This window comes from Winogradskyella epiphytica (genome assembly GCF_003217215.1).
Taxonomy (GTDB): Bacteria; Bacteroidota; Bacteroidia; order Flavobacteriales; family Flavobacteriaceae; genus Winogradskyella; species Winogradskyella epiphytica.
The window spans coordinates 761,750-783,308 of the sequence record NZ_QJTD01000001.1 but is presented as its reverse complement, the minus strand read 5'-3'; the positions used below and the strand labels follow the sequence as shown (position 1 = coordinate 783,308).

General features: G+C 34.0%; 22 protein-coding genes. 18 read left to right on the top strand and 4 right to left on the bottom strand.

What is annotated here, in order from left to right; genetic code table 11:
* The first annotated feature begins 1 nt into the window (after position 1).
* From porW to DFQ11_RS03380, 17 genes are all read left to right on the top strand, one after another.
* Complete coding sequence (porW, locus tag DFQ11_RS03460; RefSeq protein WP_444545817.1) at positions 2 to 2,596, top strand: type IX secretion system periplasmic lipoprotein PorW/SprE; 2,595 nt, start codon at positions 2 to 4, stop codon at positions 2,594 to 2,596.
* A gap of 16 nt (positions 2,597 to 2,612) precedes the next feature.
* Positions 2,613 to 3,053, top strand: a complete 441-nt coding sequence (locus DFQ11_RS03455; RefSeq protein ID WP_110474293.1) for a bactofilin family protein — start codon at positions 2,613 to 2,615, stop codon at positions 3,051 to 3,053.
* Positions 2,998 to 3,255, top strand: a complete 258-nt coding sequence (locus DFQ11_RS03450) for an AtpZ/AtpI family protein (RefSeq protein ID WP_110474291.1) — start codon at positions 2,998 to 3,000, stop codon at positions 3,253 to 3,255. The genes DFQ11_RS03455 and DFQ11_RS03450 overlap by 56 nt, the downstream gene beginning before the upstream one ends.
* Complete coding sequence (locus tag DFQ11_RS15445; RefSeq protein ID WP_110474289.1) at positions 3,248 to 3,640, top strand: DUF6168 family protein; 393 nt, start codon at positions 3,248 to 3,250, stop codon at positions 3,638 to 3,640. Before DFQ11_RS03450 ends, DFQ11_RS15445 begins: the two co-directional genes overlap by 8 nt.
* Before the next feature lie 89 nt (positions 3,641 to 3,729).
* Positions 3,730 to 4,908 carry a F0F1 ATP synthase subunit A gene (atpB, locus tag DFQ11_RS03440; protein ID WP_110474287.1) on the top strand — a complete coding sequence of 393 codons (1,179 nt, stop codon included), beginning with the start codon at positions 3,730 to 3,732 and terminating at the stop codon, positions 4,906 to 4,908.
* A 37-nt stretch (positions 4,909 to 4,945) separates the two neighbouring features.
* Positions 4,946 to 5,134 carry an ATP synthase F0 subunit C gene (gene atpE / locus DFQ11_RS03435; protein WP_110474285.1) on the top strand — a complete coding sequence of 63 codons (189 nt, stop codon included), beginning with the start codon at positions 4,946 to 4,948 and terminating at the stop codon, positions 5,132 to 5,134.
* Between the two features lie 93 nt (positions 5,135 to 5,227).
* Entirely contained in the window at positions 5,228 to 5,728 is a 501-nt protein-coding gene (locus tag DFQ11_RS03430) for a F0F1 ATP synthase subunit B (RefSeq protein WP_110474283.1), read from the top strand.
* A 7-nt stretch (positions 5,729 to 5,735) separates the two neighbouring features.
* The gene (atpH, locus tag DFQ11_RS03425) at positions 5,736 to 6,272 is read left to right on the top strand and encodes an ATP synthase F1 subunit delta (RefSeq protein ID WP_110474281.1); all 537 of its coding nucleotides are present in this window, start codon (positions 5,736 to 5,738) and stop codon (positions 6,270 to 6,272) included.
* A 60-nt stretch (positions 6,273 to 6,332) separates the two neighbouring features.
* Positions 6,333 to 7,913, top strand: coding sequence for a F0F1 ATP synthase subunit alpha (gene atpA, locus DFQ11_RS03420; protein ID WP_110474279.1), 1,581 nt, complete (start codon positions 6,333 to 6,335; stop codon positions 7,911 to 7,913).
* Positions 7,914 to 8,054: 141 nt separating this feature from the next.
* Positions 8,055 to 8,915, top strand: coding sequence for an ATP synthase F1 subunit gamma (gene atpG / locus DFQ11_RS03415; RefSeq protein WP_110474277.1), 861 nt, complete (start codon positions 8,055 to 8,057; stop codon positions 8,913 to 8,915).
* A gap of 467 nt (positions 8,916 to 9,382) precedes the next feature.
* Positions 9,383 to 9,907, top strand: coding sequence for a hypothetical protein (locus tag DFQ11_RS03410; RefSeq protein WP_146221498.1), 525 nt, complete (start codon positions 9,383 to 9,385; stop codon positions 9,905 to 9,907).
* A 208-nt stretch (positions 9,908 to 10,115) separates the two neighbouring features.
* A complete protein-coding gene (locus DFQ11_RS03405; RefSeq protein ID WP_110474273.1) occupies positions 10,116 to 11,576 on the top strand; it encodes an oligosaccharide flippase family protein in 1,461 nt (486 codons plus the stop codon).
* 81 nt (positions 11,577 to 11,657) lie between these two features.
* Positions 11,658 to 12,092, top strand: coding sequence for a dUTP diphosphatase (gene dut, locus DFQ11_RS03400; RefSeq protein ID WP_110474271.1), 435 nt, complete (start codon positions 11,658 to 11,660; stop codon positions 12,090 to 12,092).
* Between the two features lie 226 nt (positions 12,093 to 12,318).
* Entirely contained in the window at positions 12,319 to 13,338 is a 1,020-nt protein-coding gene (locus DFQ11_RS03395; RefSeq protein WP_110474269.1) for a sugar phosphate nucleotidyltransferase, read from the top strand.
* A gap of 119 nt (positions 13,339 to 13,457) precedes the next feature.
* A complete protein-coding gene (locus tag DFQ11_RS03390) occupies positions 13,458 to 14,819 on the top strand; it encodes a tetratricopeptide repeat protein (protein ID WP_110474812.1) in 1,362 nt (453 codons plus the stop codon).
* Positions 14,820 to 15,611, top strand: coding sequence for a DUF4292 domain-containing protein (locus tag DFQ11_RS03385; RefSeq protein ID WP_110474267.1), 792 nt, complete (start codon positions 14,820 to 14,822; stop codon positions 15,609 to 15,611).
* Positions 15,611 to 16,834 carry a murein hydrolase activator EnvC family protein gene (locus tag DFQ11_RS03380; RefSeq protein WP_110474265.1) on the top strand — a complete coding sequence of 408 codons (1,224 nt, stop codon included), beginning with the start codon at positions 15,611 to 15,613 and terminating at the stop codon, positions 16,832 to 16,834. Before DFQ11_RS03385 ends, DFQ11_RS03380 begins: the two co-directional genes overlap by 1 nt.
* An 80-nt stretch (positions 16,835 to 16,914) precedes the next feature.
* Here DFQ11_RS03380 and DFQ11_RS03375 read toward each other — a convergent pair whose 3' ends face one another.
* Positions 16,915 to 17,424 (bottom strand): acyl-CoA thioesterase, encoded by a 510-nt coding sequence (locus DFQ11_RS03375; protein WP_110474263.1) that lies wholly within the window; start codon positions 17,422 to 17,424, stop codon positions 16,915 to 16,917.
* A gap of 224 nt (positions 17,425 to 17,648) precedes the next feature.
* Positions 17,649 to 18,587, bottom strand: a complete 939-nt coding sequence (locus DFQ11_RS03370) for an HU domain-containing protein (protein WP_110474261.1) — start codon at positions 18,585 to 18,587, stop codon at positions 17,649 to 17,651.
* A 286-nt stretch (positions 18,588 to 18,873) separates the two neighbouring features.
* Here DFQ11_RS03370 and dprA point away from each other — a divergent pair, with 286 nt between their 5' ends.
* Positions 18,874 to 19,977: a DNA-processing protein DprA gene (gene dprA / locus DFQ11_RS03365; RefSeq protein ID WP_110474259.1), complete on the top strand. Its 1,104-nt coding sequence runs from the start codon at positions 18,874 to 18,876 to the stop codon at positions 19,975 to 19,977.
* On the opposite strand, the gene DFQ11_RS03360 is transcribed toward dprA, so the two are convergent.
* Together DFQ11_RS03360 and trpS are read right to left on the bottom strand one after the other, a co-directional pair.
* On the bottom strand, positions 19,974 to 20,426 hold the full coding sequence (locus DFQ11_RS03360) for a hypothetical protein (RefSeq protein WP_110474257.1): 453 nt from the start codon (positions 20,424 to 20,426) through the stop codon (positions 19,974 to 19,976). The genes dprA and DFQ11_RS03360 overlap by 4 nt on opposite strands.
* A 58-nt stretch (positions 20,427 to 20,484) precedes the next feature.
* Entirely contained in the window at positions 20,485 to 21,453 is a 969-nt protein-coding gene (gene trpS, locus DFQ11_RS03355) for a tryptophan--tRNA ligase (protein ID WP_110474255.1), read from the bottom strand.
* Positions 21,454 to 21,559 lie beyond the last annotated feature (106 nt).

Genomic DNA, 21,559 nt, shown 5'->3' with positions numbered 1-21,559 from the left:
TGTGCTGATACTTGTCCAAAGTTGCTCACGTAAAAAAGATAAATTCATTAATAGAAATTTCCATGCTATGGGCACAAAATACAATGTGCTTTATAATGGAAATATTGCCTTAGAACGTGGAAAAGAAGGTGTTAATAATGAATACACTGAAAATTTTTGGGAACTCTTGCCAGTAGAACGCATGAAGGTTACTGAAGATGCATTTCTACCAGGGCAAACCAAAAATGCTGATTTTGAACGTGCTGAAGAAAAAGCTATTAAAGCTATTCAACGCCACGGAATGAATATCAACGGCAAGGAAAAAAATCCGCAAATAGACGAGGCCTATCTTCTGTTGGGTCAAGCGCGTTATTTTGATAAGCGATTTGTACCAGCAATGGCAGCTTTCAACAATATCTTAAATAAATATCCAACGAGTGATAAAATCAATCAGGTTAAAATTTGGCGTGAAAAAACGAGCATGCGTTTAGATAACGATCAAGGCGCTATTGATAAATTAAAGCGCTTACTCGAAGAAGAAGAACTCGAGGATCAAGATTTGGCAGATGCTCAAGCAACTTTAGCTCAGGCGTATATAAATATTAAGGCGAAAGATAGTGCTTTGGTCCATTTAGAGGTTGCTGCACAAAACACCAAAATTAATAGAGAAAAAGCACGATACCGTTATATAAAAGGTCAATTATATAATGAATTTGGTCATAAAGACAGTGCTAATATAGAGTTTGATAAGATTATAGATATGCATCGTAAAATACCACGATCATTTTATATCAATGCGCATCTAGAAAAATCAAATAACTTCGATACTTCAAACGGAGATCTTGTTGCTTTTGAAGAATACCTTAGCGATTTAGAGGAGAATAGAGAAAACAGGCCATTCTTAGATAAGATTTATTACCGAATTGCAGAATACCACCGTGGCAAAGGTTCAGATAGTCTTTCGGAGGTGTACTATAATAAGTCATTAAGAAAAACTACGAAAGACAAGTATTTAAGGTCTTTGAGTTATGAGACTTTAGGAAATATGTATTTCGATAGAAACATATATAAAACGGCTGGTGCCTATTATGATAGTACAATGACAGCAATGGTTTTAAATAGTAAACCATATAGAATCATTAAAAAGAAGCGCGAAAACCTAGATGATGTTATTCTTTACGAAGGTATTGCTCAAGTAAATGACAGTATTTTAAGAATGGTAAGTTTGCCTAAAGAAGAGCAATTAGCCATTTATACTAAATATGCAGAAGACCAAAGGTTGAAAGCCGAAGAGGAACGAAAAAGACAAGAAGAAGCCTCTAAGAAGCAAAGTAGCCAAGTGACCATGTCGCCTGGTGTAGATAGAAAAGCTGAAATGATGAGGTCGAAAAGTAGTGCGATGATACTACCGGGTTCTTCAAGAAACCTTCAAACTCCGGGTCAATCGCCAAAAGGCGGAAGCAGTAGCTTTTATTTTTATAATCCAACCACAGTAGCTTATGGTAAAAATGAGTTTTTAAAACTTTGGGGCGAGCGTAAACTACAGGATAATTGGAGGCTTAACAATCAAAGAGGAAGTTCAGAAAACATTGCGATTGGTGGTGAATTAATCGCTGAGAGTGAATTAGATGAGCGTTTTAATCCAGATCTATACTTAGCGTCATTACCTACTGAGCAAACGGAAATAGATAGTATTGCGAAAGAGCGAAACTTTGCTTACTATCAATTGGGAATCATCTATAAGGAAAAATTCAAGGAATTAGAATTGGCTCAAACGAGGTTTGAAAAACTGTTACAGAACAATCCTGAAGACCGATTAATTTTACCTTCAAAATATAACTTATACCATATTTATAAGGAATTAGGTTTAAACAATAAAGCTGAAGAGATGAAAACAGTAATCATTAATGATTACCCAGACTCTCGTTATGCAGAAATCTTACTTAACCCTCAATCTGAATTAGCTAAGGATGAAAATAGTCCGGAAGCTATTTATACCAAACTTTATAAGCAATTTACAAACGAAGAATACGCAAAGGTTATTGCTGAAGCAGATGTACAAATAAACCGATTGGAAGGTGATATTTATGTACCTAAGTTTGAAATTTTGAAAGCTTCGGCTAAAGGAAGACTATATGGTTTCAATGCTTATAAAGAGAGTATTAGCTATATTGCTCTAAATTATGGTAACTCTGAAGAAGGTAAGAAAGCTCAGGAAATTATGGATACGGCACTTCCTGTATTGGCTAAAAAGGACTTTGTTTCAGATGAGGATGCATCAAACTTTAATGTTATTTTTCAATTTGATAACAATTCAGAAGAAGATATAGATGCATTTATCAAAATTCTAGATGAAGAGGTGGCTAAGGTGAAATATTTCGACCTTTCCACGTCAAAAGATGTTTATGATGAAAACACTACCTTTGTGGTGGTTCATGGGCTTAAGAGTATTCAAGGAGCAAATGGATTCGTTGAATTGCTAAAGTCCGAAGAGAAAGATAAAAGAGGGCGTCCCGTGAAACCAAAAATCACAAAGGATTACTTTGCAATTTCATCTCCAAACTATGCTATCGTTCAACGACATAAGAATTTAAATACGTATCTAGAATTACAGTAATAAAAAATCAAGAATCATGTTTTCTCCAGATAAGAAAAAATCAAAACTACATTCAACTATGGAATCAAGCACTCAGCAGAATATAATAGCTCAAGGCACTAAAATCGTAGGAGACATTGCAAGTCAAGGCCCTTTTAGAATCGACGGAACTGTAGAAGGCAATGTGAAAACTTCCGGAAAAGTAGTCGTGGGAAAATCGGGATATATTAAAGGAACACTTCAAGGTGAAAATGCCGATTTTGAAGGTAAATTTGCAGGAAAGCTTATTCTATCTGGGACCTTAACATTAAAATCATCGGCTCATATAGAAGGCGAAGTACATATTAGTAAATTGGCTGTAGAGCCTGGTGCTACTTTCAATGCTACCTGTAGTATGAAAGGCACTGTAAAAGCATTAGCACATGAGCCAAGTCAATCCCAACAAACCGGAGCAACCCAAAAAATCGAAAACAAATAGAAACCCTAGCAAATATTTAAGATTTGCTGCTGTAGGTTTTCAAATGGGCGGAACTATTTTTCTAGGTAACTATCTTGGAAAATGGTTAGATGCCAAATATGGAACGGACTATTTAGAAAGTATAGTAACGCTTCTTTCTGTTTTTATTTCAATGTATTTAGTAATTTCGCAAGTTGTAAAAGTGTCTAAAGAAGATGATTAAATCTATTATAGTTTATATAATATCATTTACGATATTGTTCTTTCTAATTCATTTCACTCAAGATTATTTTCTGCAACAGGCAGATCGTTCGGTTAGGTTTAGTACCTGGGATGTTAATTTGTTTTTTGCATTTGTTTCTGTATTTATATGTGTTCATTTTGAGCTTTTTTCGCTTATTAAAAGCTTAGATACACAATTGGGCTTCATTTATTTACCTACACTTTTTATAAAAGGAGGCTTATTTTTTTTAGCATTTCAATCATCAGTTTTCAAACTCGAAACCCTTAATACAGCTGAGCGTTTAAGCATTGTTATACCTATGCTCTTATTTCTTGGCCTAGAAGCATTTTTTGTAATTAAAATAATAAGCAAAAAGACAGGCTGAATTTTATGTGAATTTAAGCATTGTTATTTTAATTAATTCCGTACTTTTGCACGGAATTTGAGAAGAGGTTTTTTTTTGATTTTATAACAATGAAGATAGTTCAACAAAGTTTTAAATGTTTAGCACTTGCAATTTTAATGTTTTTACCGACATCAATCTTTGCAAATAACGCTACACAAGATGGTGGTCAAATCAATACCAAAGAAAAGGTAGATGCTTATATTCAGCACCATATAAAAGATTCTCACGACTTTACTTTTTTCTCATATACTAATGATGCAGGAGAGCGTAAACATGTTGGTTTTGCGTTACCAGTAATCATTTGGTCATCAGAAGGATTAGTGACATTTATGTCTTCAGAGTTTCACCATAATGATGATGGAACCGTTGTTGTAGAGAAAGATGGACTTAAATTCGTTAAAAGTCATTCAAAAATTTACGAATTAGAAGCAGGTGCCAAAACGGTTGCTTTCGATGAAGAGCACCATGTGACCAATGGTAAAAGATTATTAGATTTTTCAATCACTAAAAGTGTTTTCGGAATTTTACTAATCAGTGCTTTATTGTTTTTCTGGTTCTTTCGTTTAGCAAAACAATATAAAAAGAGACAAATTCCAACTGGGTTTGGTCGTATATTAGAACCTCTTGTGATTTATGTAAGAGATGAAATTGCGAAGCCAAATATTGGAGATAAGCATTATAGAAGATTTACGGGTTATTTATTAACGGTGTTCTTCTTTATATGGTTTCTTAACCTTGCGGGCTTAACACCATTAGGATTTAACGTTACAGGTCAATTAGCAGTAACAGCATGTTTAGCATTGTTTACCTTAGTGATTTATGCTGTTAGTGGAAACAAAGATTTTTGGCAACATATTTTATGGATGCCAGGTGTACCATATTTAATCAGACCAGTGCTTGCTGTAATTGAATTAGTAGGGACATTCGTTATTAAGCCATTTTCATTATTAATTCGTTTGTTTGCTAATATTAGTGCAGGACACGTTATTGTAATGAGCTTAATCGCGATTATGTTCGTGCTTAAGGATTCATTAGGTGTAGCTGGTGCGACAGGATTGTCGTTTATGTTAGCGGTACTTATCATGTTTATTGAGATATTAGTGGCCTTTTTACAAGCCTATATTTTTACTATGCTTTCAGCTTTATTTATTGGTATGGCTGTTGCAGAACACGATCACGAGCATGAGCACACGGCAAGTGGTTTAGAAATTCCTGATGAAGAAGACATCAGAGGGGATTTTGTTTAATTTGAGTTTTTTAATTTAACTATATAATTTATTTACTATGTACAATTTAATTGGAGCAGGATTAATCGTAATCGGAGCAGGTTTTGGACTTGGTCAAATTGGTGGAAAAGCAATGGAAGGTATTGCACGTCAACCAGAAGCAGCAGGTAAAATCCAAACAGCAATGATTATTATTGCAGCACTTTTAGAAGGTTTAGCCTTTGGAGCTTTAATCTTAGGAAGATAAGATTCAAAAGTGAAAGCAAAGAACACATTCCTATAACGGTTGGTTATAGGATGTGTTTTTAAACAAAAATTAGACAAATAACACCACTATAGAATGGAAACTTTATTAAACGATTTTTCACCAGGATTATTTGCCGTACAAACGGTACTATTGTTATTGTTCATTTTCTTAATGGTAAAGTTTGCATGGAAACCTATTCTTGGTTCTTTGAACGAAAGAGAAGAAGGTATTCAAGGAGCTTTAGATGCGGCGGAAAAAGCAAAGCGTGAAATGGCTAATCTTCAGGCAGATAACGAAAGGTTATTGCAAGAAGCAAGATTAGAGAGAGAAGCTATGCTTAAAGAAGCTCGTGAATTAAAAAGTAAGATGATTGCAGATGCAGAAGCAGAAGCACAATCGCAAGCCAATAAAATGATTGCACAAGCACAAGAGGCTATTACAAATGAAAAGAAAGCAGCTATGGCAGAATTAAAAAGTCATGTTGCAGGATTATCATTAGATATCGCTGAAAAAGTAGTGCGTAATGAATTATCTAACAAAGACAAGCAACTTCAGTTGGTTGAAGATATGTTAGCTGAAGCAACTTTAAACTAATTTTAAGATGTCAGGATCAAGAGCGGCAATACGATATGCTAAAGCGGTTTTAAGCTTAGCAGTAGATCAAAAATCAGCTGAGGCGGTGAATAGTGATATGACATTAATCACTAATACTATTTCTCAAAGTGAAGATTTAAATAAGATGCTTCAAAGTCCTGTTGTAAGATCATCTGAGAAAAAAGCTGTATTATCAGCCGTGTTTTCAAAAGCAACAGCTAATACAAATAACCTTATAGATACTTTAATTACTAATAAAAGGTTAGCATTATTAAATGACGTAGCTTCAAGTTATAATCATTTATATGATCAAATGAGAGGAAGTCAAGTGGCGATTGTAACTACGGCAGTTCCTTTAACAGATGATTTAAAATCTAAGGTGTTAGCGAAAGTTAAAGAGCTTACAGGAAAAGAAGCAGAAGTAAAAAATATTATAGATGAAAGCATTTTAGGTGGTTTCATACTACGAGTTGGAGATACACAGTATAATGCAAGTATTTCAAATAAACTCGAGAAATTAAAAAGAGAATTTACATTAAATTAATATAGTTTTCAGTTGGCTTTTTTTTAAGGCTAACAGCTAAAAGCTAAAGACTAAATAAAGATGGCAGAAGTAAATCCAGCTGAAATATCAGCAATCTTAAAACAACAACTTTCAGGTTTTGAAGCAGGTGCTTCATTAGACGAAGTAGGAACAGTATTAACTGTAGGTGATGGTATCGTACGTGCTTACGGTTTAGCTAATGCGCAATATGGCGAATTAGTTGAATTCGAAGGTGGTGCAGAAGGAATCGTTCTTAACCTTGAAGAAGATAACGTAGGTATTGTACTTTTAGGTACTTCAATAGGAGTAAAAGAAGGTTCTACGGTAAAACGTACTGAACGTATCGCATCTGTGAAAGTAGGTGAAGGTATCGTTGGTCGTGTTGTAGATACTTTAGGTAACCCTATCGATGGTAAAGGTCCAATTGCTGGTGAAACTTATGAAATGCCTTTAGAGCGTAAAGCACCAGGTGTTATCTATAGAGAGCCTGTAACAGAGCCATTACAAACTGGTATCAAGGCTATTGATGCTATGATTCCTGTTGGTAGAGGTCAACGTGAGTTGGTTATTGGTGACCGTCAAACAGGTAAAACAGCTGTTTGTATTGATGCGATCTTAAATCAAAAAGAATTTTACGATGCAGGTGAGCCTGTATATTGTATATATGTAGCTGTAGGTCAAAAGGCTTCAACAGTTGCTTTAATTGCTAAAACTTTAGAAGAAAAAGGAGCTTTAGCTTATACAACAATAGTAGCTGCAAACGCGTCTGATCCTGCGGCAATGCAAGTTTATGCACCGTTTACAGGAGCTTCTATTGGAGAATATTTTAGAGATACTGGTAGACCAGCTTTAATTGTATTTGATGATTTATCAAAACAAGCGGTGGCTTACCGTGAGGTATCTTTATTATTACGTCGTCCACCAGGACGTGAGGCGTATCCAGGTGACGTTTTCTACTTACACTCAAGATTATTAGAGCGTTCTGCAAAAATCATCAATAATGATGCTATTGCAAAAGAAATGAATGACCTTCCAGACGTTTTAAAACCTATGGTGAAAGGTGGTGGTTCATTAACAGCTTTACCAATTATTGAAACTCAAGCTGGTGACGTTTCTGCATATATCCCAACTAACGTAATTTCGATTACAGATGGTCAGATTTTCTTAGATGGTGATTTATTTAACTCTGGTGTTCGTCCGGCAATTAACGTAGGTATTTCTGTATCTCGTGTTGGTGGTAACGCTCAGATTAAATCGATGAAGAAAGTATCTGGTACATTAAAATTAGATCAAGCTCAGTACCGTGAATTAGAAGCGTTTGCTAAGTTTGGTTCTGACTTAGATGCTGTAACCTTAAACGTAATTGAAAAAGGTAAGCGTAACGTTGAAATCTTAAAGCAAGCACAAAACGATCCTTTCAAAGTAGAAGATCAAGTTGCGATTATCTATGCAGGTTCTAAGAACTTATTGAGAGATGTACCTGTAGAGAAAGTAAGAGAATTTGAAAGAGATTATATCGAATTCTTGAACGCTAAGCATAGAGATACACTAGACTTGCTTAAGGCAGGTAAATTAACTGATGAGGTTATTGATACATTAACAAGTGTAGCAAAAGACCTTTCAGGTAAGTATAGAGCATAATAAATACAGAGTTTAAAGTTATGAGTTCAGCAATGTTTATTCATAACTTTAAATTCAAATACATAAATAGATTTAAAAACGGAATGTCACTCAGAGCGTAAGCAAAGAGTCTTTTGTATAACATTCGAATACATTTTAAGAATGGCTAATCTTAAAGAAATACGTAACAGAATAACATCGGTATCTTCAACGATGCAGATTACTAGTGCCATGAAAATGGTATCTGCTGCAAAGTTAAAGAAAGCTCAAGATGCAATTACTGCAATGCGTCCTTACTCTAATAAGTTAACAGAGTTACTTCAGACCTTAAGTGCAACCTTAGATGAAAATGTAGGAAGTAAGTATGCAGAACAACGTGAAGTAGAAAATGTACTTCTTGTTGCGGTGACATCAAACAGAGGTTTATGTGGTGCGTTTAATTCAAATATAATTAAACAAACGTCACACTTAATAAACAATGTTTACGCGGATAAAAACGTGTCTGTTTTAGCTATTGGTAAAAAAGCGAATGATGCATTTGCTAAGCAAAATCGAGTTATAGGAAACTATAGTGAGATATTTGATGATTTAACCTTTAATAATGTTTCTGATATAGCTGAAATGCTAATGGAGAAATTTGTGGTTGGTGAATTTGATAAAATTGAATTAGTGTATAATCACTTTAAAAATGCAGCCACACAAATAGTAATGACAGAGCAGTTCTTACCGATTGTTCCAATGGAAGGGGAAGAGGAGCTTAATGTCGATTACGTTTTTGAACCTTCTAAGTTAGAAATTGTAGAAGAGTTAATTCCAAAGTCGTTAAAAACACAATTATTCAAAGGTATTAGAGATTCTTTTGCTTCGGAACACGGTGCACGTATGACGGCAATGCACAAAGCAACTGATAATGCTACTGAATTAAGAGATCAGTTGAAATTGACATATAACAAAGCACGTCAAGCAGCAATTACAAATGAGATTTTAGAGATCGTTGGTGGTGCGGAAGCACTTAATAACTAGACCTAAGTCTTATAAATTTGTCACTATAAGCTTAAAATACATATATAGTCATTCGGATTCTGAATGAAGATTGGCTAAATAAACTAAAACCTAACTTGAAAGAGTTAGGTTTTTTTGTGGTTTTAACTGATTTAAACAATATTATTCTGATTAGTTAGTGTCATAAATCTTTAATTTTTAAGGTTCTACAAAGTGTTTTAGGTAGATTATAAAAAATCATATTTGTAGGAAAAATTATAAGGAATTTTTAGCGGAAATATTTAATGAACAATTAGAAAACTATTGTAAGACTATACATTCAGCTATAATCCGACAAGAATAAATAGTTTTCTTTTAAAACTAATAAAAGTTAAAAAAATAGATAAATTCCTACAGAAAACGACATTACGTCGGAAAAAAATGTGTTTAATAGGGTTTGTATTAAAATATTAATTATATTGCAGCTCCTAATCTTAACCTACATGAATATGAAATTATTAAGAAAGGCGAGTTTAATTATTGTTTTGACCATTGGTTTTTCCTCAACTTATCAATGTTCAAGCTCTAAAGCCGTTACCCAATCGTTTGAGGAACCTAATTCGTTTGAAGTAAAACCTGTTGTCTTTCAAGAATGGTATGCAGGTATCAAAGTCGGTGGAACAGGTATGAATGTTTTCGTACCCGTTGTGGACAAACCTGAGAATGTCACTCTAGAAAGGATTTACTTTAGAAATCTTGAAGGGAAATTAGTAGAACAAGGAAATAAGTATTTTGCGTTGCTTAAAAATCCGTCTCCTTATTACACTTTTGAGAAACCTGAAAAACCAGCTGATTATCCTTTTGATTTAAATGATGAAGAGTGTGTTATTAGCTATAAGGAAAATGGAGTTTTAAAGCATATGAAAATTGCACAAGTGCATGAAGTAGCTGGCACATATTATGAAAATGGACCACCAACTATCTATACTCCTAATAAAGAAGTTTTAGCATCTATAGACGAAGAAGAGGAATAAATAATTTAAAATATATAACCAAAGCCTTACTAATGATTTAGTAGGGCTTTTTTTATGGGATTACAGTATTTCTTACTTTCTCCGTCTTAGTATATTAATTGTTTTACTTTTAGGTTATAAAAGTGAAAGCGCATTATTTGAGATAGATAATATTCATCTTTGTTTCGAAACATTATATCTTTACTTTTATCCACTTAAAACTATAGCATTGAGCGGATTCAAATCACTTTTTAAACAGACATTTATTTATGGCTTAGCAACGGTGTTACCCAGAATGTTGAGCTTTTTATTAGTGCCACTTTATACTAGTCCAGACGTACTTTCAAGTCCTGCTGAATATGGTAAAGTCTCCGTCATCTTCTCATACTTTGTATTGTTTAATGTGATTTTAGCATATGGAATGGAAACTGCATTCTTTCGTTTTTTCAACAAAGATGAAGATAAGGATGCAGTAGTAGGGACTTCAACAATATCATTAATAGCTTCCTCATTAGGTTTCTTCGCGGTAGCCTTAATATTTCAAAATCAAATAGCTTCCTATATTGATATAGATGTAAAATACATCAACTTGGTGATTTGGATATTGCTCCTAGATGCTTTAGTCATCATTCCATTTGCATGGTTACGGGCGAATCAAAAGGCGATGCGTTATGCCATTGTAAAAATTCTAAATGTTGTCATCAATTTAGGCTTAAATCTATTCTTCTTATTGGCTTTAAAAGACCTTGCGGAAAATGGAGGAGTTTTCGAAATACTATACCTGCCCAACTATGAGGTCAGTTATATATTCATAGCCAATTTAGTAGCGAGTGCCTTCACCCTAATTTTAATGCTTTCCTTTTATACTAGACTTAAGTATAAATTCAATACAATCTTATGGAAGAAAATGATGCGCTATGCAATACCTGTGCTAATTGCTGGTGTTGCTTTTTCAATCAATGAAACTTTCGATAGAATATTACTGAAAGAATTATTGCCTGCAGATGTTGCAGAAACCGATATAGGAATGTATTCTGCTTGTTATAAATTAGCCTTGTTTATGACGCTTTTTGCAACGGCCTATCGATTGGGAATTGAACCTTATTTTTTTAGTCATGCTAAAACAAAGAATCCACAGAAAAATTATGCACGTATCTTAGAGTTTTTTGTAGCTTTTGGTTCTGTTATCTTACTTTTTGTTGTGGTGTTTGCCGATTTGTTAAAACCATACATTATTCGAAGTGAAGATTATTGGGAGGCCATGTCTATTGTACCTATTGTACTTTTAGCTAACTTCTGTCTTGGAATATATCACAACCTCTCCGTTTGGTACAAGATTACAGATCGGACTAAATTTGGAGCCTATATTTCTGTTGTAGGCGCTTTAGTTACTTTGGCTATTAATTTCCTGTTTATTGAAACCTATAGTTATAAAGCATCGGCCGTAGCAACATTAGCGGCCTATAGTGTTATGATGTTGCTTTCGTATTACTTCGGAAGAAAATATTATCCAATTCCTTATAATTTGAAGAAAATCGGACTTTATATGGCCACCTCTATAAGTTTTGCTGTTCTTTCATTTTATCAGTATCGAGGTGAATATTTTATTGGAATTGCTATGATAATTGTATTTTTGGGAATGGTTGTGTTCTTAGAAAAGAATCAACTGAAACAGGCGCTAAATAAATAATTGATGCGTTAGTAGATATACGATTGTTTTTATATCATGTATGAGTCTATATAAAGGCTACAGTTTAAAAGAAAAACACCTATGAAAATAAAAATTATAAATAAATCCAATCATCAATTACCACATTATGAGACTATCGCTTCTGCGGGAATGGATTTGCGTGCCAATTTATCAGAACCAAGAACTTTAAAGCCTTTAGAACGAAGTATTGTTGGAACAGGTTTGTTTATAGAATTGCCAATTGGTTACGAAGCTCAGGTAAGACCTAGAAGTGGACTAGCAGCTAAAAAAGGAATCACCGTACTCAATGCACCAGGAACAATTGATGCCGATTATAGAGGAGAAATTGGAGTGATTTTAGTCAATCTATCTAACGAAGAATTTACTATAGAAAGTGGAGAACGTATAGCTCAATTAGTAATTGCTAAACACGAACGAGCAGATTGGGTTCAAGTAGAAGAGCTTTCTGAAACCGATCGTGGTGAAGGTGGTTTTGGGAGTACGGGAGTTAAGTGACCAATTCCTGAGAACGTAAGAATCTCAACACAATTAAGAATGAAACATTGGTATGTCTATTAAAATGACAAATAAGCTAATGGCGGAATTTACAAAGGTGAGAATGATAATATAGAAGTAATGAATCCTAGTTGGGCTGATTTAAGTACCAATTGGAATCTGAATTATAATAAAATTAAAAATTAAGTTTAACAATTAAAAGATACCTGATTTCACAGGCATAAATATGAAAATAATAGTACCAATGGCTGGTCGAGGATCTCGATTAAGACCACATAGTTTAACCGTGCCAAAACCATTAATCCCAGTTGCAGGGCAACCTATTGTACACCGTTTAGTAAAAGATATTGCTAAGGTATTAAAACAACCGATAGAAGAGATAGCTTTTGTTTTAGGTGATCCAGCATTTTTTGGTGATGATGTTGTCAATAGTTTAACCGAATTAGCTGAAGATTTGGGAGCTAAGGCGTCCATTTATAGACAAGACCAACCCTTGGGTACAGGTCACGCTATAATGAGCGCAAAACCGTCTCTAACAGGTCCTGCAGTGATTGCTTATGCAGATACTTTAATTAGAGCGGAGTTCGATTTAGACCCTACTGCAGATGCTGTAATTTGGACCAAATCGGTAGAGAATCCAGAAGCTTATGGTGTAGTTAAGTTGAACGATGAACAAAACATTGTAGAGCTTGTTGAAAAACCTGAGACTTTTGTTAGTGATCAAGCGGTTATCGGAATCTATTACTTTAAAGATGTAGCGGTTTTAAAAGAAAAACTACAGGAAGTTTTAGATGAAAACATCATGAACGGTGGAGAATACCAAATAAACGATGGGATTAAACGAATGATGGCTGATGGTAGAGTCTTCAAGACGGGAACGGTAGACGAATGGATGGATTGTGGAAATAAAGCTGTTACTTTAGATACCAATGCTAAAATGTTGGGCTTTTTAACAGCAGACAAAGAAGAACAATTAATAGATGATTCTGTGGTTCTTGAAAACTCAAAAGTCATTGAACCATGCTATATTGGAAAAGGAACCGTATTGAAGAACACAACGGTCGGCCCTTATGTTTCAATAGGTAAAGATTGTGTCATTGAAAATTCAACCGTTAAAAATAGCTTAATACAAAACCAAAGCACTATTAAAAACGCTAATTTAGATGAAGCGATGATAGGAAATCACGTTAAATATAATGGTGAGTTTACTAAGATTAGTATTGGGGATTATACCGTTATAGAGTAACGTGCCTTAATCGTCTTAATTTTATGAATTGTAGTTTGGAATAACTTTTGAACCCGAACTATCAAATAGTTAATGCGAAAAAGCTCAGAAAAACAGATTCCTTTTTTTTAGGAATAACTATGAAAAGAAACTTCTACATACTAGTAATGCTCATCGGAATATTATTTATTCCGCAGTCGTCTTATGCTCAAGTTGATTTTAATAAAAGGCCTGATGACGATTTAGGAAATGTTGAAGATGAATTTCAAGAACATTTTTTTGAAGCTTTAAAGCAAAAAGGCATCGAGAATTATGATAGAGCAGTGGTGGCTCTTCAAAAGTGTTTAAATCTCAATAGCAAATTACCTGTGATTTATTTCGAACTAGGTAAAAACTATAATAAACTGAAAAACTTCGGAGCAGCAGAAGATGCTTTAAAAAAAGCTATCGATATGCAACCGGATAATGTGTGGTTTTTAGATGAACTTTACGACGTTTACTATCAGCAAGATGATATAAAAAATGCCTTAAAAACAATTAAGCAATTAGTAAAGTATCATCCAGATTATAAAGAAGATTTAGCGGCCTTATATGTAAGAGAAGAAAAGTATAAACAAGCTTTAAGTATACTAGATGAGCTAGACGCGGAGTATGGTCTTAGCGAATCGAGAGACGCTATGCGAAATGATATTTATAGCATTACAGGAAATGCAGACGATCGTATTGATAACTTAAAGCAACGAATCGCCAATAGTCCAAATAATGAGGATAATCATTTAAAACTTATCTATAGATATAGCCAAACACGAGATTTTAAAAATGCTTATAAGGCAGCAACAAATTTATTAAAGATAAAGCCCGATTCTAAATTTGTGCACTTAGCTTTATATAAGTTTTATCTTCAGGATGATAAGGTTAAAGAGGCTATAAATTCTGTAAAAATCGTTTTAACCAGTCCGGAAATTAATGCAAACGCCAAAGCTAAGGTGCTTAAAGATTTTGTAGCTTTTGTAGCTAAAAACCCGGAGTATGAAACCGATTTAATAGACATCACGTCGTTAGTGGATGAAAATAAAGACGCCCAAACACATCACGATTTAGGACAGTATTATCTCAAGGCAGGAGATAAGGTTAAGGCCCTGTCTAATTTTAAAGAAGCCCTAAAGCAGAACCCTAACGATTACAAATTAATTAAAGATGTCTTATTACTTCAAATAGATATAAAAGACTATAATTCGGCATTAACGGAAAGTGAGCGTGCTCTAACTCTGTATCCTGCACAACCTCTTTTATATTTAGTAAATGGGGTAGCTCATAATAATTTAGGACATCCACAAAAAGCTATCGATAATCTTGAAATGGGATTAGACTTTTTAGTTGATAGCCCAAATATGGAAGCCGATTTCTATTCAGAATTAAGCTTAGCCTACAAAGCTTTGAATAATATTAGTAAATCAGAAACGTTTGCTAAGAAGGCAAAAGCTCTAAAAGCACAACTATAAATGAAATTATTCCAATTTTATAAATTCCCCAAACTTACACTCTGTGCGCTTCTAATGGTATTCGCATTTAATTGTAGTTCTACCAAAAGTGTCATTGAATCTGGAGAGGCCAGTGATAAGCTTTCAGCTAAGCAGGTGATAAAACAACATTATAAAAACGATGCGGATTTTAAAACCATGCAAGCCAGAGTGAAAATAGAACTCATAGAGGGCGATAAAGAGCAAGGTCATACATTTAGCCTTAGAATGGAAAAGGACAAGGTAATATGGTTAAGTGCGCCAATTGGAATGGCACGTATGATGATTACTCCAAATAGGGTAAGGTTTTATAATAAATTAGACAACGAATTTTTTGATGGTGACTATAAACTATTAAGCGATTTTGTAGGCGTTGATTTGGATTTTAACAAAGTTCAAAACATTTTATTAGGTCAAGCTATATATGATTTGAAAGATGAGCCTCACGAAGTTTCTGTGAGTAATAATTCTTATGCGCTTCACCCTAAAGATCAAAATGTCTTGTTAGAATTGTTTTATTTAATTAATCCGTCGCATTTTAAAATGAATAGTTTACAATTGTACCAGCAATCGAAAAATAGGATGCTTCAAGCAGATTATGCCTCTTACCAAGAGGTTAAGAATCAAATAATTCCAGAGTATATAAGAATAATAGCGGTTGAAGATACTGATGAAGTGATTATTACTATGGAATTTAAATCGGTCTCATTGAATGAAGCTGTACGTTTTCCGTTTAATATTCCTTCAGGCTATAAAGAAATTGAGATAAAATAATGACGAAAAACCGCTTTTATACAACACTCATAATAGGACTATTATTGTCGTGTTCCTCAATCTTCGCACAAAGTGCAAAACAAAAAGAATTGGAGCAACAAAGACAACAGGTCTTAAAAGAAATGAAGCAGATTAATGCTTTATTATTTTCTAAAAAGAAAGAGGAAAAGTCTGCTGTAACCTTAATTGAGGACTTAAATTACAAAGTTAGTGTTAGAAAAAATCTCATCAGGATTACCAATGAACAAGCTAATTTATTGACAAGAGAAATCAATGCTAACCAAAAGGAGATAACGAGTTTAAGAACACAACTACAGGAATTGAAAGATGATTATGCAGCGATGGTTGTAAAATCTTATAAGAGCAAATCTGAGCAAAGCAAAGTGATGTTTTTATTGTCTTCAGATAACTTTAAACAAGCCTACAAACGCCTTCAATACATAAAGCAGTATACCAATTATCAAAAGGAACAAGGCGAAGCCATTAAGACTAAAACTAAAGAGTTGCAGGATTTAAATATTCAGCTTTCTAAACAAAAAAAAGACAAGGATAAGCTCATAGAAGAAAACCGAATTGCCAAGAGGGAGTTAGAAGAAGAATTAAAACAACGTGAAGTTTTAGTAGCATCGCTAAAGAAGGAAATGAGCAAATACGCCAATCAGGTGAAACAGAAGCAACGAGAAGCTGCTCGTTTAGACAAAGAGATTGATCGTATTATTAAAGAAACCATTGCGGCTTCTAATAAGAAAACAGGAAAAACCTCATCTTCAGGAAAATTTGTATTAACACCTGAAGCTAAGAAATTATCTTCAAATTTTGAATCGAATAAAGGACGATTAGGTTGGCCGGTTTCTAGAGGTGTTGTTAAAATAAAATATGGAAAACAACGCTCATTAATTGATAATACAGTAACCCAAAACTATCAAAGTATATACATAGCCACTGAAGCACAAGCAGATGTTAAATCCGTTTTTAGTGGTGAAGTTTCAAGAGTTTTGATTATTAAGAATGGAAATCCTGCGGTATTTGTTAGACACGGAATTTATTTTAGTGTTTATATGAATCTATCACAGGTGAATGTGAAGAAAGGAGATAAGGTTGAAGCAGGACAGGTGATTGGTAAAGTGTTTACTAATAAAATAAAAGGCGAATCGCTATTAGGTTTTAGAATTTATAAAAACGATCAGGTGATTAATCCAGAACCTTGGTTGGCTAGGTTTTAAGAGACATTAAATTCCAAAAAAGTAACGCCTAAAATGACAACATTTTAGGCGTTTATACTTACATACTATATGACATAAAATTACTCAAAAAGAGCTTTTAATTCAGTAGCTTCAGATGGTTTCATTTTACCTGCTAAGACTAAACTCAATTGTTTACGTCGCAAAGCAGCATCATAGCGTTCTTTTTCTAATTCGGTTTCAGGGATGAGTTCTGGCACTCTCACAGGGCGGCCTGTTTCATCTACGGCCACAAATGTATAAATAGCTTCATTGGCTTTTATGCGGTCTCCAGACTCACGATCTTCAATCCAAACATCCATATACACTTCCATGGACGACTTAAATGAACGAGATACTTTGGCTTCAATCATTACCACACTTCCTAAAGGAACGGCTCTATTAAAAGCAACGTGGTTAACTGATGCGGTGACTACGATACGTCTTGAATGTCTTCTGGCAGCAATACTTGCAGCTCTATCCATACGGGCTAATAACTCACCACCAAATAAATTATTGATAGGATTGGTTTCACTAGGTAATACTAAATCTGTAGCAACAGTTTTAGACTGAAATGCGGTTTTAGGTTGCATAAAAATTGAAATTTATGCAAAGATAGAGCGATTTTAGAATGTAAATGTATGTTTATGTTAAAAAGACGCTATGCTATCAATAAATGAGAACAGAATTTATCGTTGATTCAGGGTCTATCTAGTGGACAAATAACGATATCGTCACGCAAAACGAGTTCAATATGGACAGACGTCAATTAGTCAATCAATCGTTTAATTATTAATAAGATTGAGTAGCTGTAAATTTATTTTAATTTCTTAATCAAAATCCAAGCATCGCGATTGTGATTACGGCGGATATTATTAAGCTCACGCTGTGCCTCGGCTCTTGTTTCAAAGCTTCCATAAACCACCTCATGTAATCCATATCGATTTTCACCAATGGTACGTGCCTTAAAACCTAGTTCTCTAAGTTGGCTCACTTTCTTTTTTGAATTTTCGGCCACTCTGAACGCTCCAGCAACAATATGGAAATTACCACTTTGCTTTTCTAAAGATAATGTAGCTGCAGGTAACGGATTGCTGATTACAAAAGTGGCTTCTTGAACCTTAGTGTCAAGTTGGTCATTAGCTTGTTCTTGAGCTAATTGATTATGGTTTTCAATGGTATTAGAATAGTACGTTGCTGCTCCAATTCCACCTAAGCCTAATACAACCACAGCGGCTGCGGCATAATTTAACCAATTTCTGTTAGATCGCTTTTCTGGTGTTAGAGAAATAGGTGCTGTTTCTTCTACCGCTTCAACCGTTTCTTTAAATACTTCACGTGAAATATTCGGTGAATTGAAGTCAGATAAACCAAAAGCATCAGTAAGAAAATTAATTTGGTTAGAAGGATGAAACTGAATTTTGCCGTCTGTATTTAAAACAAGCTCACCAATATTCTTAAATTGAATAGTTTCCCCTTCAACTAAATAGGACTTTATAGACTTCACATGTTTAGAAATCTTATTTACAGCAGTTGAATAAGGGATGTTTTCAACCTCAGCCATATAATTAGCCAATAAGCCATCATTTTGTTGTAATTGCTCATTAAAAGCTAATGCCTTTTTTGGAGGATAAAATGTTTGTGACGATTCATGAATCTTCGCCGAAACACGATGGGTTAAAAAAGCTCCAAATCCAGGAACTGTAACACAATCGTAACGGTATAATAGGTCGCTAATGTAAGTCTCTAACTGCATAATAAAGCAAAGTTATAAATTTTTAATTCTGATTGTCGTTAAGTCCAATTTAGTTATTAACATCATAAAAAATCCTGTTCTATCTGTTTGATTTTCTTTAGTTTCAAAAATTAAATTTTGTTGATATTTTTTTGTATTTCGAAATAATGCGTGCTTCCTGATTATACTAACTTCAAAAAATGAACGCTAAAACAATTTACGCTGAATTAGGATGATTTACAAATCAAAAATTAAATAATTATATTCGTAGAGATATGGTGTAATTTACTTAAGTATTTCATTTTCAATGACTGATCAGCAACTTATTTATGCTTTAGCCTTACAGCACGTACCACGAATAGGATCTACAACAGCTAAGAAACTCATTAGTCATTGTGGTACGGTGGAAGCTATTTTTAAAGAAAAGAAATCTAAGCTTCTAAAAATTGCTGGTATTGGGGCAATAACTATCGATGGATTATATGATAAGATCCATTTAGAAGAAGCTGAACAAGAATTAAAATTTATAAAGGAAAACAATATAAAAGCTCATTATTTTACCGAAGATAGCTACCCAGAACGCTTGAAACATTGTATCGATGGACCTATTGTTTTATTTCAGTCAGGGCATATCAATATCAAGCAACAACCCATAATTAGTATCGTTGGAACTCGAAAAATAACAACTAGCGGAATTGCCTTTTGTGAAAAATTGGTGGAAGAACTAGCACAATTCAATCCTATTATAGTTTCTGGTTTTGCTTATGGAACTGATATTACAGCTCAAAAGGCAGCAGTAAAACACAATTTACAAACCATCGGTTGCTTGGCACATGGTTTAAACCAGGTGTATCCTAAAGTTCATAAAAAGTATGTCGCAGATATAGAAAAACATGGCGGGTTTTATACTGATTTTTGGAGTACAGATCCTTTTGATAGAAACAATTTTCTAAAACGAAACCGAATCATTGCAGGATTAAGTGAAGCAACCATCGTCATAGAATCAGCTGAGAAAGGTGGGAGTTTAGTCACTGCAGATATTGCGAATTCCTATAATAGAGAGGTCTTTGCTGTGCCAGGTCGAATTACAGATAGTCAAAGTGTGGGGTGTAATAATTTGATTAAATTTCAAAAAGCGCACCTGCTTTCAACACCAATGGATGTGCCGTATATGCTCAATTGGAAATTAGAATCTGATAAAAAACCAGCCATACAACAACAATTATTTGTCGAGCTGGAACCTGATGAAAAAATTATTTATAAGTTCCTCAAGGAAAATAATAAAGAGCAATTAGATGTAATTGCTTTGAAATGCGAAATGCCAACGTATAAACTCGCTGGCATTTTACTAAATATGGAACTGAAAGGTGTAGTAAGACCTTTGCCCGGTAAATTGTTTGAGGTTATTTAATTCTCTACCTCTTGCATTGGAACTTCAATAATTAAGAACTGCTCATCTTCATTTTCTCCATATCCTGTTAAGAATTTGAATCTATAAGTAGAATAATTCATATTGTTAAACGAGATATTCTGAATAGTGCTCATTCCACTTAATTCTCCTTCTTGAGTACATTCAACTATATTTGCATCATAAGAAGTTATAGCTGCCACTTCGATAACATATGTAGATTCACTTTCTGGATCTTCGAATTCATTAAAGTTGAATGAAACAAAATTATGACAGGCATTAACTAATTCATAATGTACGTCTATATTATAGATTTCCCCTGAATCAAAAGACTCGGGTAATTCCGCACCGGTAATTTCAGCAATTGAATAATTCAATCTAGTTCCTAAATCATCATTGTTGCAGCTATAAAAACCTATAGCTAAGAACATTAATAGAGCAATTTTTTTCATTTTAAAATATTTTATTATTATCTAATAGATAGATGACTTTAAAAGGAAAAGGTTGCGCTTAATATCCAACTTTTTTCCTAACACGTTGTAAAACACTATCGGCTACAACCTTGGCCTTAGCGGCTCCTTTTGCTAAAGCAGCATCAACCTCATCTAGATGATCCATATAATAATGGTATCGCTCCCTTTGTTCAGAAAAACGCTCAATAATTAATTCGTATAAGGCCTGTTTAGCATGACCGTATCCATAATTTCCGCCTTCGTAATTAGCTTTCATTTCTGCTATTTGTTCGTCGTTAGCTAGTAAACTATAAATTGCAAAACAATTGCAGGTAGACCAATCTTTTGGATCTTCAAGAGGAGTGCTATCAGTTTCAATAGACATTACCTTTTTTCGCAGTTGTTTATCTGGTAAAAAGATATTGATAAAATTACCTCTACTCTTACTCATCTTTTCTCCGTCTGTACCAGGAATGAGCATATTGCTCTCTTGAATTTTTCCTTTTGGTAAAACAAACGTCTCTCCCATTTTAGCATGAAAACGAGAAGCGACATCTCGTGTCATTTCAATATGTTGTAATTGATCTTTTCCTACCGGAATAATTTCAGCATCGTATAAAAGAATATCTGCAGCCATTAACATGGGATAGGTAAATAAACCAGCGTTTACGTCTTCCAAACGATCTGCTTTGTCTTTAAAACCATGAGCTAAGGTTAATCGTTGATATGGAAAGAAACAGCTTAAATACCAAGATAATTCAGCTGCTTGAGGAACATCACTTTGTCTGTAAAATACGGTTTTTTCAATATCCAAACCAAAAGCTAACCAAGTCGCCGCCACTGAATACGTGTGATTTCTCAAGGCTTCAGCATCTTTTATTTGTGTTAACGTATGTAGATTAGCAATAAATAGAAATGAATCGTTTTTAGAATCATTTGCCATTTCAATTGCTGGTAATATTGCACCCAAAATATTTCCTAAATGTGGTGTGCCTGTACTTTGTATTCCTGTTAAAATTCTTGCCATAACATTACCTGCGAAAACAGGTATTTCATTAAATTAAACTTCAAAATTGAACTAAAAGCAAAGATAAATTTTTTAGTCCAACTATAAGAAGCCATTTAATTTAATT

Bases quoted from the DNA above. Each gene is read 5' to 3' on its own strand.
- DFQ11_RS03455 (WP_110474293.1), top strand. From the start codon at position 2,613: ATGTTTTCTCCAGATAAGAAAAAATCAAAACTACATTCAACTATGGAA.
- DFQ11_RS03450 (WP_110474291.1), top strand. From the start codon at position 2,998: ATGAGCCAAGTCAATCCCAACAAACCGGAGCAACCCAAAAAATCGAAA.
- DFQ11_RS15445 (WP_110474289.1), top strand. From the start codon at position 3,248: ATGATTAAATCTATTATAGTTTATATAATATCATTTACGATATTGTTC.
- atpB (WP_110474287.1), top strand. From the start codon at position 3,730: ATGAAGATAGTTCAACAAAGTTTTAAATGTTTAGCACTTGCAATTTTA.
- atpE (WP_110474285.1), top strand. From the start codon at position 4,946: ATGTACAATTTAATTGGAGCAGGATTAATCGTAATCGGAGCAGGTTTT.
- DFQ11_RS03430 (WP_110474283.1), top strand. From the start codon at position 5,228: ATGGAAACTTTATTAAACGATTTTTCACCAGGATTATTTGCCGTACAA.
- atpH (WP_110474281.1), top strand. From the start codon at position 5,736: ATGTCAGGATCAAGAGCGGCAATACGATATGCTAAAGCGGTTTTAAGC.
- atpA (WP_110474279.1), top strand. From the start codon at position 6,333: ATGGCAGAAGTAAATCCAGCTGAAATATCAGCAATCTTAAAACAACAA.
- atpG (WP_110474277.1), top strand. From the start codon at position 8,055: ATGGCTAATCTTAAAGAAATACGTAACAGAATAACATCGGTATCTTCA.
- DFQ11_RS03410 (WP_146221498.1), top strand. From the start codon at position 9,383: ATGAAATTATTAAGAAAGGCGAGTTTAATTATTGTTTTGACCATTGGT.
- dut (WP_110474271.1), top strand. From the start codon at position 11,658: ATGAAAATAAAAATTATAAATAAATCCAATCATCAATTACCACATTAT.
- DFQ11_RS03395 (WP_110474269.1), top strand. From the start codon at position 12,319: ATGAAAATAATAGTACCAATGGCTGGTCGAGGATCTCGATTAAGACCA.
- DFQ11_RS03390 (WP_110474812.1), top strand. From the start codon at position 13,458: ATGAAAAGAAACTTCTACATACTAGTAATGCTCATCGGAATATTATTT.
- DFQ11_RS03385 (WP_110474267.1), top strand. From the start codon at position 14,820: ATGAAATTATTCCAATTTTATAAATTCCCCAAACTTACACTCTGTGCG.
- DFQ11_RS03380 (WP_110474265.1), top strand. From the start codon at position 15,611: ATGACGAAAAACCGCTTTTATACAACACTCATAATAGGACTATTATTG.
- DFQ11_RS03375 (WP_110474263.1), bottom strand. From the start codon at position 17,424: ATGCAACCTAAAACCGCATTTCAGTCTAAAACTGTTGCTACAGATTTA.
- DFQ11_RS03370 (WP_110474261.1), bottom strand. From the start codon at position 18,587: ATGCAGTTAGAGACTTACATTAGCGACCTATTATACCGTTACGATTGT.
- dprA (WP_110474259.1), top strand. From the start codon at position 18,874: ATGACTGATCAGCAACTTATTTATGCTTTAGCCTTACAGCACGTACCA.
- DFQ11_RS03360 (WP_110474257.1), bottom strand. From the start codon at position 20,426: ATGAAAAAAATTGCTCTATTAATGTTCTTAGCTATAGGTTTTTATAGC.
- trpS (WP_110474255.1), bottom strand. From the start codon at position 21,453: ATGGCAAGAATTTTAACAGGAATACAAAGTACAGGCACACCACATTTA.